Origin of the sequence: Sulfitobacter dubius, assembly GCF_027214245.1 — a bacterium.
Classification (GTDB): Bacteria; Pseudomonadota; Alphaproteobacteria; order Rhodobacterales; family Rhodobacteraceae; genus Sulfitobacter; species Sulfitobacter dubius_A.
In genome coordinates, this window is the sequence record NZ_JAPWHM010000002.1 from 158,076 (window position 1) to 172,793 (window position 14,718).

Sequence of the window (14,718 nt, forward strand, 5' to 3'; positions counted from 1 at the left end):
AGGGCTGCCCATGGCGCAGATCATCGTTCCCGCCGAGGCCCAAGGCGCGGTGCTCGTCTCGACCGAGGGGTTGAGTTTCTGGGGCGGCGTCGATCCGGCCACAGGCAAGGTCATCGACGCGCATCATCCGCTGTGCGGGCAGTCGCTGGCAGGCAAGATCGTGTTGATGCCCACGAGCCGCGGTTCCTGCACCGGCAGTGGCGTCCTGCTGGAACTGGCAATGAACGGTCATGCCCCCGCCGCATTGGTCTTTCGCGAGGCCGAAGATATCCTGACCTTGGGTGCCTTGATCGCGGGGAAGATGTTCGCCAAGCCGCTGGCGGTGCTGCGGCTTGGCGCAAAGGACTACGACCTGCTTGCCAAGGCGCGCAACGCGCGGATCACGCCTGAGATGCTTAGCACCGACGCGTGGGATTTGCCCCTGTCCGACAGGCCCGCCCGCGATCTGCATCTCACCGCCGAGGATCAAGAAATGCTTGATGGGGCCGACGGCCCGGCAGTTCAATTGGCGATGGAGATCACGTGCACCATGGCGCGCGGGCAGGGGGCCGAGAGGCTGGTTGACGTGACGCGCGTGCATATCGATGGCTGCATCTACGCCAGCCCCGCCAACCTGCTCTTTGCCCAAACCATGGCCGACATGGGGTCGCAGGTGCGCGTGCCGACGACGATGAACGCGATCTCGGTCGATCACGGCAATTGGCGCGCCCAAGGCGTGCCGCCGGACTTTGGCCTGCCCGCCAGCCGTCTGGCCGATGCCTATGTCACCATGGGCGCGCGGCCCAGTTTCACCTGCGCGCCCTACCAACTGCCCGCCCCGCCCGAACGCGGCGAGTTCATCGCGTGGTCAGAGTCCAACGCGGTGATCTATGCCAATAGCGTGCTTGGCGCGCGGACGGTGAAACATCCCGATTTCCTCGATCTCTGTATCGCGCTGACCGGGCGCGCCCCGCTGTCGGGGGTCTACCTTGATGCCCACCGCGCACCGCGTCGGGTGATCGATGTGCAACTGCCCGCGCAGTATGACGAGGCGATTTGGCCGATGCTGGGCTGGCTGGCCGGGCAGGCGGCCCCGGACCGGATCCCACTGCTGCGCGGGTTGGAGAGTGCCGCCCCGAACGAAGATGACCTCAAGGCGCTCTGCGCGGCCTTCGGCACCACCTCTGCCGCGCCGATGCTGCATGTGGCCGGCATCACGCCCGAGGCCGCTCTGCCGCCTGTTGCGGAGGCGGAGACGGTGCGCGTAACATCGAACGATCTGCGCCGCGTCTGGCGGCAGTTCAACGCCGGGCCTGCAAAGGTCGATCTCATCGCCTTTGGCAGCCCGCATTTCTCCCACGCGGAATGCCGTGCGCTCGACGCCGCGCTCGCAGGGCGCAAGCGTCATCCCGATACAGCGGTTATCGTAACGCTCGGCCATGACACGCTCTCGGCAGCGCGTGGCGACGGCACGGTGGCGCGGCTCGAAGCGGCGGGCGTGCAGGTCGTGCCCGACATCTGCTGGTGTTCGATCTCTGAGCCGGTCTTTCCGCCTTCGGCCCAAGTGCTGATGACCAACTCTGGCAAATACGCCCATTACGCCCCCGGTCTCTCGGGCCGCGCGGTGCGCTTTGGCAGCATCGCCGATTGTGTAGAAGCCGCCCTGACCGGGCAGGCGCGAGAGGCCTTACCGACTTGGCTGGCCGAAGAGGAGACAAGTAATGCGTAGCAGCAAGACGGTTCATGTGATCTCGGCCCATGCCGAGGGCGAGGTTGGCGACGTGATCGTGGGCGGTGTCACCCCACCTCCGGGCGAGACGTTGTGGGAGCAAAGCCGCTGGATCGCGCGGGATGAGACCCTGCGCAACTTCGTGTTGAACGAGCCGCGTGGCGGCGTGTTTCGCCATGTGAACCTGCTGGTGCCGCCGAAAGACCCCCGCGCCGATGCGGCATTCATCATCATGGAGCCGGAAGATACGCCGCCGATGTCTGGCTCCAACTCGATTTGCGTTTCAACCGTCCTGCTTGACGGAGGTATCCTGCCGATGACTGAGCCGGTGACCGAACTGACCCTCGAAGCGCCGGGAGGGCTGGTAAAGGTCCGCGCCGAATGTCGCAATGGCAAGGCGGAGCGCATCTTTGTGCAGAACCTGCCAAGCTTCGCGGCCCGCCTTGATGTTCCGCTGGAGGTCGAAGGGCTGGGCACGCTCACCGTGGATACCGCCTATGGCGGTGACAGTTTCGTCGTCGTTGATGCCGCTGCGATGGGGTTCTCGCTCGAGGCGCATGAGGCCCATGATATTGCCCGTCTCGGGGTGCGGATCACCAATGCCGCCAATGCCGCGATGCGCTTTGAGCATCCCGATAACCCCGATTGGCAGCACTTCTCCTTCTGCCTTTTCGCCGGACCAGTGACCCGTGACGAGACCGGCCTGCGCGCCGGGGCGGCGGTGGCGATCCAGCCTGGCAAGGTGGATCGGTCCCCCACTGGCACAGCACTTTGCGCGCGGATGGCGCTGCTGCACGCGCGGGGGGAGATGGGGTTGGAGGACAGCCTGACCACGGTCTCGCTGATCGGTTCAACCTTTACCGGGCGGATCTTGGGCGAGACGCGGGTGGGCGACCACAGGGCCATTCTGCCGGAACTGTCGGGCCGGGGCTGGGTTACGGGCATCCATCAACATATGCTCGATCCCGATGACCCTTGGCCGGGCGGCTACCGCCTGTCTGACACATGGGGCGCGCGCGGCTAGCCGGGTGTTTTGCCATGTTAAACTCCGATCCCCGGGGCAGACCGGAGCCGGGGCAAATCTTTACAACCTCGCGCCGCCTCGGCGCGAAGCCGCCGTGTTTGGCTGACGCGAGGCAACGTCTTGCATGTGCTCTTCGTTTTCGATTGATTACTTTTCAATCAGAGCACGAACTTTCAAACAACGGAGAGTCACCATGAAGCTACGCACCACACTTGCATCCTCCGCATTGGCGCTCGGCCTTGCGTTTCAGGCCCAAGCCGCCGATGTCCCCGAGGGTGTGAACCTTGCCGAAGATCAAAGCTATACCTTCTGGCTGCTCGACGCGATCAAGTCGATGGACCCGCAGATCAACACCGATGTCGAAGGTTCGGACGTTCTGCGCAACCTTTTCGAGGGGCTTTATAACGAAGACGGCAATGGCGAACTGGTGCCCGGTGTGGCGCTGGATCATGAGGTCTCCGAAGACGGCAAAACCTATACGTTCAACCTGCGCAAAGACGCCAAGTGGTCGAACGGTGAGCCGGTCACAGCAAACGATTTCGTCTATTCTTGGCGTCGTCTGGCTGACCCTGCGACCGCGTCGGAATACGCCTGGTATATGGAGTTGATGCAGGTCGAAAACGCGCCTGAGATCATCGCCGGGGACAAGTCGCCCGAGGAATTGGGCATCCAAGCCGTCGACGACCACACGCTTGAGGTCAAGATCACCACGCCGCTGCCCTATTTCCCGCAGATGCTGGTGCATGGGTCGACCTTCCCCGTGCTGCAAAGCGTGGTCGAAGAGCATGGCGACGATTGGACCGATGCAGGCACGCTCGTCGGCAACGGCGCTTATAAACTGGTCGAGCATCAGTTGGGCGAACGTGTCGTGATGGAGAAGAACGACACCTATTGGGACGCCGACAACGTCGTGATGGAAACGATCACCGCGCTGACGATCAATGACGTGAACCAAGCGCTGACCCGCTATCTGGCCGGTGAGCTGGACCGCGTAGATATCCCCGCCGGACAGTACCCGCGTCTGAAGAAAGAGTACCCCGAACAGGCGGTCTCAACCCCCTACAACTGCTCGTATATCTACATGCTGAACGTGGGCGAGAAGGGGCCGGAGGCGCTGAAAAACGTCAATGTGCGCAAAGCCTTGGCCTACGCCATCGACCGCGACATCATTGTCGAGCGGATCCTGCAAGGCGGTCAGAAGCCCTCGTATAACTGGACCCACTGGGCGATCGCTGATTTCGAGCGTCCCGAGCTTGACTGGGCCGACAATTTGGATCAGGCGCAGCGCGTGGAAAAGGCCAAGGAACTTTTGGCCGAGGCGGGCTATGGCCCCGACAACCCGCTGGACCTGACGCTGCAGTACAACACATCGGAAGATCACAAAAAGATCGCCATCGCGGCCTCGCAGATGCTCAAGCAGATCGGCGTGAACCTCACGCTCGACAACTATGAGTGGAAGGTTCACACCGACCGGATGCAGAACCAGGACTACGACATGGCGCGTTATGCTTGGTGCGGGGACTACAACGAGGCCTCGACTTACCTTGATCTGCTGACCTCCTACTCGGGTCACAACAACGGCGAGTTCTACAATGACGCCTATGACAAGCTCATGAAGGACAGCAAAACCGCCGAAGACCCGCAGCCGCTTTACAAAGACGCGGAGCGTATCTTGGCCGAGGAAATGCCGATCATCCCGATCTACCACTACGCCAACGTCGACATGATCGCGGAAGACATCGAAGGTCTGCCCGAGAACAACGTAAACAACACGTGGTACGGCAAAGACCTCTATCGTACCGCGGAGTAACCTCTCGACATTCGGGCAGCCCGGCGGTTAAGGCACGGGCTGCCCGATTCCATTCTACCCCCCACAACCCCCCCCCGTATTCGGAGCGCGCGCCTCTTGCTCAGTTACATCCTTAAGCGCCTTGCCATCGCTATTCCGACGCTTCTGGTCTTGATCGTCATCTCTTTCCTGCTGATGCATTCCGCGCCCGGTGGCCCCTTCACCTCGGAACGCGAGTTGCCGCCGCAGGTGCTGGCCAACCTCAATGCGAAATACGGGCTGGACGACCCGCTCTGGAAGCAGATCACCTCCTACGTCTGGGGCATAGTCACCGAATTCGATTTCGGGCCGAGCTTCGTCTACAAGGACCGTTCGGTGAACGAGATCATCGCCCAAGGTTTCCCGATCACGCTGACCTACGGCCTTTTGTCCTTCGCCGTGGCGGTCATCGTCGGCGTCAGCCTCGGCGTCGCTGCTGCCGTACGGCACAACTCGGCGCTGGACTATGCCGCCGTCGGCGTCTCCATCGGGGCGCAGGTGCTGCCGAACTTCGTCATGGCGCCGATCCTCGTGCTGGTCTTCACGCTCTGGCTGGGTTGGCTGCCGGGCGGCGGCTGGCAGGGGCCGGAGTACTGGATCATGCCGGTGATCGCGCTCTCGACCTCCTTCATGGCCTCGATCGCGCGGATCACCCGCTCCTCGATGCTCGAGGTGCTGACCTCGAACCACATCCGCACCGCCCGCGCCAAGGGCCTGCCCGAACGCCGGGTGATCCTGCGCCACGCGCTGAAACCGGCGATGCTGCCGGTGATCTCCTACCTCGGGCCCGCCTTCGTGGCGATGATCACCGGCTCTGTGGTGGTCGACATCTATTTCTCCACCGGCGGCATCGGCAAGGCCTTCGTCGATTCGGCGCTCAACCGCGATTACGCGGTGATGATGGGGGTGACGATCCTCGTCGGCGCGCTGACCATCTTCTTCAACCTCGTGGTCGATATCCTTTACGGATGGATCGACCCCAAGATCCGGTACTGACATGGTGATGACATCCGAACAACGGGTCGAAGCCAGCGAACTTGCAGGCAAGGGCCGCTCCCCCTGGGCTGACGCGCGGCGGCGGTTTTTCCGCAACAAGGCGGCGCTGATGGGGCTGGTGATCCTCGGCTTCGTCGTGGCCTTCGCGCTCTTCGGCAACAGCCTTGCGCAATGGTCGAACGAGGAGCTCGACTACAACGTCATGGGCCAGATCGTCGAACTGGGCGGCCCTTCGTTTGAGAGCGGCCATTACTTCGGCACCGACGATCTGGGCCGCGACCTCTTTGCGCGCACCGTGCAGGGCACCCAGATCAGCCTCGCCGTGGGCCTCGTCGGCGCGCTGATCGCCTGCGTCGTGGGCACGCTTTACGGTGCGGTCGCGGGCTATTTCGGCGGGCGCACCGACAGCATCATGATGCGGCTTGTCGATATCTTCATGGCCGTGCCTTATATGTTCGTGCTGATCCTGCTCTTGGTCATGTATGGCCGTTCGATCACCATCCTGTTCGCCGGTGTCGGCCTGATCTCATGGATGGAGATGGCCCGCATCGTGCGCGGCCAGACCCTGACCATCAAGGGCCGTGAGTTCGTCGAGGCGGCCCGCGCCACCGGCGTTTCGGCCCCGGTCATCATCCTGCGCCATATCGTGCCCAACCTCTTGGGCGTGATCGCGGTTTACGCCACGCTGCTGGTCCCGTTGATGATCCTGACGGAAAGCTTCATCTCTTTTCTCGGGCTTGGCATTCAGGAACCGCTGACCTCCCTCGGGGCGCTGATCTCTGAAGGGGCGGGGACCATCGCCTATGGCACCACTTGGCAGTTGGGGTTCCCGCTGCTGTTCTTCTGTCTCACGCTGTTCGGCCTGTTCTTTATTGGCGACGGGCTTCGTGATGCGCTCGACCCCAAGGATCGCTGATGTCTCTGCTGGAAATCGACAAGCTCAAAGTCACTTTCGAGGGCGACGACGGCCCCGTTCACGCGGTCAACGACCTGTCGCTCTCGATCAACCGAGGCGAGACCCTCGGCATTGTCGGCGAAAGCGGCTCGGGCAAGAGCCAGACCGCCTTCTCGATCATGGGGCTGCTCGCGCCGAATGGGCGCACGGGCGGGTCGGTGCGCTTTGACGGGCAGGAGATTTTAGGCGCGAAGCCGAAAGTTTTGAACAAGATCCGGGCTGAGCGGATTGCGATGATCTTTCAAGATCCGATGACTTCGCTCAATCCTTACATGCGTATCGCAGACCAGATGACCGAGGTGCTGACCCTGCACCACGGCATGTCCAAACGCGCAGCATTGGCTGAATCGGTACGGATGCTCGACGCGGTAAAAATCCCGGCTGCGAAGGAACGCATCCGCCTCTTCCCCCATGAGTTTTCCGGCGGGATGCGCCAGCGGGTAATGATCGCCATGTCGCTGCTGTGCAAACCCGACCTGCTGATCGCGGATGAGCCGACCACCGCGCTTGATGTGACGGTGCAGGCGCAGATCATGGACCTGCTGGGTGATCTGCAAAAGGATTTCGGCATGGCCACGATCCTCATCACCCATGACCTTGGCGTCGTTGCTGGATTCTGCGAGCGGGTGCTGGTGATGTACGGTGGTCGCGTGATGGAGCAAGGCCCGACCGAGCCGCTCTTTGCCGAGCCGACGCATCCCTACACCCGTGGCCTTTTGGCAGCCGTGCCGCGGGTCGATGACGAAGACGCCGCCATGAAGGCGATCCCCGGCAACCCGCCCAACATGGCCGCCCCGCCCGAAGGCTGCCCGTTCCGCCCGCGCTGCACCTACGCCGGCGAGGATTGCCGCGTGATGCCGCCCCTTGCGCCATTTGCCGAAGGCCGCGCCCGTGCCTGCCACCGTTCGATTGCGGAGGTCACCGCATGAGCCCACTTCTGTCTGTTCGCGATCTGCACGTTCGTTTCCCCATCACCCGCGCTGGCGACATGCCTTGGACGAAACCGCGCTATCTGCATGCGGTCAACGGGGTGAGCTTTGATCTGGAGCCCGGCAAGACGCTCGGCGTGGTCGGCGAATCCGGCTGTGGTAAATCCACCCTCGCGCGGGGTTTGATCCAGATGGTCCCGGCGACGGGGCAGGTGAACTGGCGCGGAGAGACGGATCTGCTGTCGCTCTCCCCCCGGCAGATGAAACCCTACCGTTCTGAGATCCAGATGGTGTTTCAAGACCCTCTGGCCTCGCTCAATCCCCGCATGACGCTGGGCCAGATCATCGCAGAACCGCTGCGCACGCACCGGCCCGAGATCTCTGCCAAGGAACGCCGCGCCCGCGTGGCGCAGATGATGGAGCGCGTGGGTCTGCTGCCGCAGATGATCAACCGCTACCCGCATGAGTTCTCGGGCGGCCAGTGTCAGCGTATCGGCATCGCCCGTGCCCTGATCGTAGAGCCGAAGTTGCTGATCTGCGATGAGCCGGTCTCGGCGCTCGATGTGTCGATCCAAGCGCAGGTGATTGAGCTGCTGAAGGAACTGCAACGCGATCTGGGGCTGGCGATGATCTTTATCGCCCATGACCTCAGCGTGGTGAAAAACATCTCGGACGAGGTCATGGTGCTTTATCTCGGTCGCATCATGGAAAAGGCTCCCAAGGCGCAGCTCTACGACAACCCGCAGCACCCCTATACGCAGGCGTTGCTTTCGGCAGTGCCGATCCCCGATCCCGTGGCCGAACGCGCCAAGCAGATCGTGCCGATGACGGGCGATATGCCCTCTCCGATGAACCCGCCCTCGGGCTGTGTTTTCCGGGGCCGCTGTCCGCGCGCGCAAGCCGATTGCGCTGAAGTGGTGCCAGAGCCGGGGCAGGGCGCGCATCAGGTGGCCTGCATTCACCCCGGCCCGATGCAGGAAAATCAAGTGGCCGTAGGGCGCTGACGCCCTGCTGTCGGTTTAAATCCCTTTATAATAACGCTTTACCTGCCGCCGTAGAACCCCGCAGCGGCTTTGCATTCTGCAAAAATGATATACGTCTATCAAAAATGATTGACGTATATCAAAATATCCTCATAGATAGGGTCAAGACGCGCCGCTTGGGAGGGTTGGCGCGATGGGGGAGGGATCATGACAAGTCCAACGCTGAGCGATGTCGCACGCGCTGCCGGGGTGAGCTATGCCACCGCGGACCGGGTGATCAACAACCGCGGCAATGTGGCCGAAAAGTCCATCGCCAAGGTGCGTGAGGCGGTCACTTCTCTTGGCTATGTACGCAATGTCGCGGCGGCCAACCTGTCGCGCGGTCGCATCTACCGGCTCGCGTTTTTGATCCCCCGCGGCTCCAACGCTTTCTTCAACCGTATCCGCCAGCACATCGACCACGCGGCCGCCCATCACGTCAGCGAGCGGGTGACCGCCGAGGTGATCGAGGTCGCAGCTTTCGCGGTGGAAGGGCTGCAAGACAGTATCTCGGCCCTGCTTGAGCGTGATTTTGACGGTGTCGCCATCGTCGGGCTGCAAAGCGCTGCGCTTGAGGCACCCTTGGCCGAATTGCGTGCCAAAGGGGTGGCCGTCGTGGGCCTTGTCTCCGACCTGCCCCGTGCCGCCCGCGCGGCCTATATCGGCATCGACAACATCGCCGCCGGGCGCACTGCCGGGCGGATGGTGGGCCTTGCCCATGGCGGGCAGGGTGGGAAAGTGCAGACCTTTGCAGGCTCGCTCGACGCGCGTGACCACGCGGAGCGCCTTGCCGGATTTCGCGAAGTGCTCAGCACCGATTTCCCGCAGATTACGGTGCTTGATCCGATCATGACCAAGGACGATGCGCAGGTGCTTCAGGCGCAGACGCAAGAAGTGCTGACCCAGCAAGGTATGACGGCGCTTTACAACGTTGGCGCGGGCAACAGCGGCCTGATCGCCGCCCTTCGCGGCGGGCAGGGAAAACGCCCCTTTTGCGTGGTGCATGAGCTTGTCGCCCATTCCCGCCAAGCGCTGATGGCGCGGCAGATTGATCTGGTCATTGACCAGCGGCCTGACGTGGAAATCAACCGCGCGTTCACCGTGCTGCGCGCCCTGATAGACGCGAAAGACCTGCCGCCGATGCCGGAACTCGTGCCGACGATTTATGTGCGGGACAATCTGCCCGCCGACTCTTTGACCGATCAGATGAAGGCCCAAGATTCATGAGTGATTTCTTTAAAGATATTAAGCCCCTGTCCTATGATCCAGAAGGGTCTGATCTGGCCTTTCGCCACTACAATCCTGACGAAGTGGTCATTGGCAAGCGGATGGAAGACCACCTGCGCTTTGCCGTGGCCTATTGGCATTCCTTTGCGTGGCCCGGCGGCGATCCTTTCGGCGGCCAGACATTCGACCGCCCGTGGTTTGGCGAGACGATGGACATGGCACGCCTCAAGGCCGATGTGGCGTTTGAGATGTTCGACCTTTTGAACGCGCCTTTTTTCTGCTGGCACGATGCCGACATCCGCCCCGAAGGCGATACATTCGCTGAGAGCCTGCGTAATTTCGAAGAGATCATCGACTACCTTAGCACCAAGATGGAAAGCTCCAAGACCAAGTTGCTTTGGGGCACCGCGAACCTCTTTGGTCACCGCCGCTTTATGTCGGGCGCGGCTACCAACCCCGACCCGGAGGTCTTTGCCTGGTCCGCGGCGACGGTCAAAGCCTGTATGGATGCGACCCACAAGCTGGACGGCCAGAACTATGTGCTTTGGGGCGGCCGCGAGGGCTATGAAACCCTGCTGAACACCGACCTGAAACGCGAACGCCAGCAGGCCGGGCGGTTCTTGCAGATGGCGGTGGAGTACAAACACAAGATCGGCTTCACAGGTGCCATTCTGGTGGAACCGAAGCCGCAAGAGCCGACCAAGCATCAGTATGATTTCGATGTCGCGACTGTCTATGGTTTCCTTAAGGAGTTCGGGCTGGAGGGCGAGGTTCAGATGAACATCGAACAGGGCCACGCGATCCTTGCGGGCCATTCGTTCGAACATGAACTGGCGCTGGCGTCCTCTCTGGGCATTTTCGGCTCCATCGACATGAACCGCAATGACTACCAGTCGGGCTGGGACACCGACCAGTTCCCCAACAACGTCCCCGAGGTCGCGCTGGCTTATTACGAAGTGCTGAAGGCGGGCGGTTTCACCACCGGCGGCACCAATTTCGACGCCAAGCTGCGGCGGCAATCGCTTGACCCGATCGATCTGGTCGCGGCCCATGCAGGCGCGATGGATGTCTGCGCGCGGGGCTTCAAAGCCGCTGCCGCGATGTTGGAGGATGGCACGCTCGAGGCCATGCGCGATGAACGCTACGTGGGGTGGGAGAGCCCCAACGCCAAGGCGATGCTGGACGGGGATCTGGCCAGCATCGCGGCGCAGGTCGCCAAAGACGGCATCAATCCGCAGCCCCGTTCGGGCCGGCAGGAAATTCTAGAGAATATCGTGAACCGGTTCGTTTGAGCCGGGGAAAGGGAGGACCACCATGAAGACGATCAAGGGACCAGCGCTGTTTCTGGCGCAGTTTGCAGGCGACGAAGCGCCCTTCAACTCTTGGGACAGCATCACTAAATGGGCCGCCGACTGTGGCTACAAGGGCGTGCAGGTGCCCAGTTGGGACGCGCGGCTGATCGACTTGGCCAAAGCGGCGTCGAGCAAGGATTACTGCGATGAGTTCAAGGGCAAGGCGGTCGAGAACGGCGTAGAGGTCACTGAGCTTTCGACCCACCTTCAGGGCCAGTTGGTCGCGGTGCACCCGGCCTATGACACCGCATTCGATGGCTTCGCCGTCGAAGAAGTGCGCGGCAATCCGAAGGCGCGGCAGGAATGGGCGGTTGAGCAGGTCAAAATGGCCCTTTCGGCGTCGAAAAACATGGGGATCGGTGCCCATGCGACCTTCTCGGGCGCGCTCGCTTGGCCCTATGTCTACCCATGGCCACAGCGCCCTGCGGGGTTGATCGAAACGGCCTTTGACGAGTTGGCCGCGCGTTGGCTGCCGATCCTGAACCACGCCGAAGACTGCGGTGTCGATGTCTGCTATGAAATCCACCCCGGCGAAGACCTGCATGACGGCATCACCTATGAGATGTTCTTGGAACGCACGGGCAATCACGCGCGGGCCAACATGCTTTATGATCCCAGCCACTATGTGCTGCAATGCCTTGATTATATTGATAACATCGACATCTACAAAGACCGGATCAAGATGTTCCACGTCAAAGATGCTGAGTTCAATCCGACAGGGCGTCAGGGGGTCTACTCGGGCTATCAAAGCTGGACAGACCGCGCCGGGCGGTTCCGGTCGCTGGGCGACGGACAGGTTGATTTCGGCGCGGTCTTTTCCAAAATGGCGGCGAATGATTTCGATGGTTGGGCCGTGGTGGAATGGGAATGCTGCCTGAAACACCCCGAAGACGGCGCGCGCGAGGGGGCGCAATTCGTCTCTGATCACATCATCCGCGTGACCGACAAAGCCTTTGACGATTTCGCCGATGGCGGCACCGATGAGGCGGCAAACCGCAAGATGCTGGGGATCGACTGATGGCACGTATTCGACTTGGCATGGTGGGCGGCGGCAATGACGCCTTTATCGGCGGGGTGCACCGCATCGCTTCGCGCATCGATGACCGTTTTGAACTGGTCGCAGGCGCGCTGTCTTCGACCCCCGAGAAATCCGCCGCCAGTGCGGAGGCTTTGGGCATCCCGCGCTCCTACGGCAGTTTCGAAGAGATGGCTGAGGCCGAAGCCGCCCGCGACGACGGGATCGAGGCGGTCTCAATCGTCACGCCCAACCACGTTCATGCCGCTGCCGCGAAGGCTTTCTTGGCCAAGGGCATCCATGTGATCTGTGATAAGCCCCTGACCTCCACGCTTGAGGATGCGGAGGCGTTGGCGGCCAGCGTCGCGGAAGCCGAGGCGCTTTTCATCCTCACCCACAATTACACTGGCTATCCGATGATCCGCCAAGCGCGGGCCATGGTGGCGGCGGGTGATCTGGGCGAGATCCGGATCGTTCAAGCGGAATACCCGCAGGATTGGCTAACCGCGCCGATGGAGAACGAAGGCGTCAAACAGGCCGAATGGCGGACCGATCCCGCACGCTCCGGCGCGGGCGGCTCGGTGGGTGACATCGGCACCCATGCGCATAACCTTGCCTGTTTCGTCAGCGGCTTGCAGGTCGAAAGCATCGCCGCCGATCTGCAAAGCTGGGGCAAGGGGCGCAAACTGGATGACAACGCGCATATGATGCTGCGTTTTGCTGGCGGCGCGCGCGGCATGCTTTGGTCAAGCCAAGTGGCCCCGGGCAATGAGAACACGCTGAGGCTGCGTATCTATGGGGAAAAAGGCGGTCTGGAGTGGTCGCAGGAGGACCCGAACTATCTCTGGTTCACGCCATTAGGAGAGCCGAAGCGTCTGATTACCCGCAACGGGGCAGGGGCGTCGGAAGCCTCGCAATCCGTGAGCCGCATTCCCGGCGGCCACCCCGAAGGCTACCTCGAAGGGTTCGCCACGATCTACAATGAAGCCGCCGATGCGATCCGCGCGGTGCAGAGCGGTGCCCGCCGCGAAAGCGCCATGGGCGTGCTCCCGGGCATCGCGGCGGGGATGGACGGAATGCGCTTCATCAACGCCTGCGTCACCTCCTCGGCCAATGATGCGGCGTGGACCAAGCTATGAGCGCCACCCCCGTTCTTGCCCTGCGCGACGTGAGCAAGAGCTTCGGCTCGATCGAAGTGCTGCACGGCGTGACCCTCGCGCTGGAGCCGGGGACCGTTCATGCGCTGATCGGTGAGAACGGGGCGGGCAAATCCACCACGATGAAGATCATGGCGGGCTATCAACTGCCCTCCAAAGGCGCTGTCGACCTTGACGGTGCGACCGCCCGTTTCAACAGTCTGCACGAGGGCGAGATGGCAGGGATCGTGATGATCCACCAAGAGTTCAATCTGGCCGAACAGCTGACCGTTGAGCAGAACATCTTTCTGGGCCGCGAATTGAAACGCGGGCCACTGCTCGACAAAGCTGAGATGCGGCGGCGCACGCGCGACTATCTTGATCGGGTGGCCTGCAACGTTTCTCCGGATGCGCTGGTGTCGAGCCTGTCGAACTCCGACAAACAGATGGTCGAGATCGCCAAGGCCCTGTCGCGCGATGCGCGGGTGTTGATCATGGATGAGCCGACGGCGGTACTGACCAAACGCGAAACCGATGTGCTGTTCAAACAGGTCGCGGCCCTGCGCGCGGCGGGCACGGCGGTACTGTTCACCTCGCATAAACTCGATGAAGTGGCCGAGATCTCGGACCATGTCACCATCATGCGAGACGGGGCAGTGGTGCATTCGGGGCCAAGCTCGGACATCAGCGAAGACGAAATGGCCACCGCCATGGTGGGCCGGGATGTGTCGGACCTCTATCCGGCGAAGCCCGGCGTGGCGCCGGGCGCGCCAGAGGTGCTGTCGGTCGAAAACCTCAGCGTGCCGGGCTTTGCCAGCAATGTGTCCTTTTCGCTACGACAGGGCGAGATCCTCGGGCTCGGCGGGCTGATCGGCTCTGGCCGGACCGAGGTGATGGAGGGTTTGGCCGCGCTTCGCCCGGCAAGCGCCGAGCGTGTCACACTCTTTGGGGAGCCGGTGCAGTTCAAGAAGCCGAGCGATGCGCAACAGGCCGGTCTGTGCTACCTCACCGAAGACCGCAAACTGCGCGGCCTGCTGCTGGAACGCGGCATGCGCGAGAACCTGACCCTGCAGAACCTGCATAAATTCGGCGGCTTCCTGATCGACCGCAACGCAGAGGAAAACGCCCTAACGGAGGCCATTGGCGAATTCGACATTCGCGCAGGCAGCCGTGACGTGCGTGTGGGCAATATGTCTGGCGGCAACCAACAGAAACTGCTGCTGGCCAAGATCATGCTCTCCGAGCCGCGCATCCTGATCGTCGATGAACCCACCCGCGGCATCGACATCGGCACCAAGCAGCAAATCTATGCCTTCCTGCGCAAACTGGCCGATCAGGGCCACGCCATTATCGTGATCACCTCCGAGATGCCCGAACTCATCGGTCTTGCCGACCGTGTGATGGTCATGCGCGTGGGCGAGGTCAGCGGCACGCTGAACGCAGGTGAGATCACGGAAGACGCGATTGTCCGCCTCTCCATGGGGCTGCGCGCCGAACAAATGCCGATGACGGCCTAAGGAAACCGA

At 62.2% G+C, this 14,718-nt stretch carries 12 protein-coding genes; all 12 read left to right on the plus strand.

Annotation, left to right across the window (positions count from 1 at the left end):
• The first annotated feature begins 10 nt into the window (after positions 1–10).
• Positions 11–1,708, plus strand: coding sequence for an aconitase family protein (locus O4H31_RS04640; RefSeq protein ID WP_269343308.1), 1,698 nt, complete (start codon positions 11–13; stop codon positions 1,706–1,708).
• Entirely contained in the window at positions 1,701–2,732 is a 1,032-nt protein-coding gene (locus tag O4H31_RS04645) for a trans-3-hydroxy-L-proline dehydratase (RefSeq protein WP_269343310.1), read from the plus strand. Before O4H31_RS04640 ends, O4H31_RS04645 begins: the two co-directional genes overlap by 8 nt.
• A 193-nt stretch (positions 2,733–2,925) precedes the next feature.
• Positions 2,926–4,542, plus strand: a complete 1,617-nt coding sequence (locus O4H31_RS04650; protein WP_269343312.1) for a peptide ABC transporter substrate-binding protein — start codon at positions 2,926–2,928, stop codon at positions 4,540–4,542.
• 96 nt (positions 4,543–4,638) lie between these two features.
• Entirely contained in the window at positions 4,639–5,556 is a 918-nt protein-coding gene (oppB, locus tag O4H31_RS04655; RefSeq protein ID WP_067260875.1) for an oligopeptide ABC transporter permease OppB, read from the plus strand.
• Position 5,557: 1 nt separating this feature from the next.
• Entirely contained in the window at positions 5,558–6,472 is a 915-nt protein-coding gene (locus tag O4H31_RS04660; protein WP_093928646.1) for an ABC transporter permease subunit, read from the plus strand.
• On the plus strand, positions 6,472–7,440 hold the full coding sequence (locus tag O4H31_RS04665) for an oligopeptide/dipeptide ABC transporter ATP-binding protein (protein WP_269343318.1): 969 nt from the start codon (positions 6,472–6,474) through the stop codon (positions 7,438–7,440). Before O4H31_RS04660 ends, O4H31_RS04665 begins: the two co-directional genes overlap by 1 nt.
• Positions 7,437–8,444 carry an ABC transporter ATP-binding protein gene (locus tag O4H31_RS04670; RefSeq protein ID WP_269343319.1) on the plus strand — a complete coding sequence of 336 codons (1,008 nt, stop codon included), beginning with the start codon at positions 7,437–7,439 and terminating at the stop codon, positions 8,442–8,444. Before O4H31_RS04665 ends, O4H31_RS04670 begins: the two co-directional genes overlap by 4 nt.
• Before the next feature lie 186 nt (positions 8,445–8,630).
• Positions 8,631–9,689, plus strand: a complete 1,059-nt coding sequence (locus O4H31_RS04675) for a LacI family DNA-binding transcriptional regulator (protein WP_269343321.1) — start codon at positions 8,631–8,633, stop codon at positions 9,687–9,689.
• Positions 9,686–10,981 carry a xylose isomerase gene (gene xylA / locus O4H31_RS04680; protein WP_269343323.1) on the plus strand — a complete coding sequence of 432 codons (1,296 nt, stop codon included), beginning with the start codon at positions 9,686–9,688 and terminating at the stop codon, positions 10,979–10,981. The genes O4H31_RS04675 and xylA overlap by 4 nt, the downstream gene beginning before the upstream one ends.
• Before the next feature lie 22 nt (positions 10,982–11,003).
• The gene (locus tag O4H31_RS04685) at positions 11,004–12,059 is read left to right on the plus strand and encodes a sugar phosphate isomerase/epimerase family protein (RefSeq protein WP_269343325.1); all 1,056 of its coding nucleotides are present in this window, start codon (positions 11,004–11,006) and stop codon (positions 12,057–12,059) included.
• Positions 12,059–13,195 (plus strand): Gfo/Idh/MocA family protein, encoded by a 1,137-nt coding sequence (locus tag O4H31_RS04690; RefSeq protein ID WP_269343327.1) that lies wholly within the window; start codon positions 12,059–12,061, stop codon positions 13,193–13,195. Before O4H31_RS04685 ends, O4H31_RS04690 begins: the two co-directional genes overlap by 1 nt.
• Positions 13,192–14,709, plus strand: coding sequence for a sugar ABC transporter ATP-binding protein (locus tag O4H31_RS04695; protein ID WP_269343330.1), 1,518 nt, complete (start codon positions 13,192–13,194; stop codon positions 14,707–14,709). Before O4H31_RS04690 ends, O4H31_RS04695 begins: the two co-directional genes overlap by 4 nt.
• The last annotated feature ends 9 nt before the right edge of the window (positions 14,710–14,718 follow it).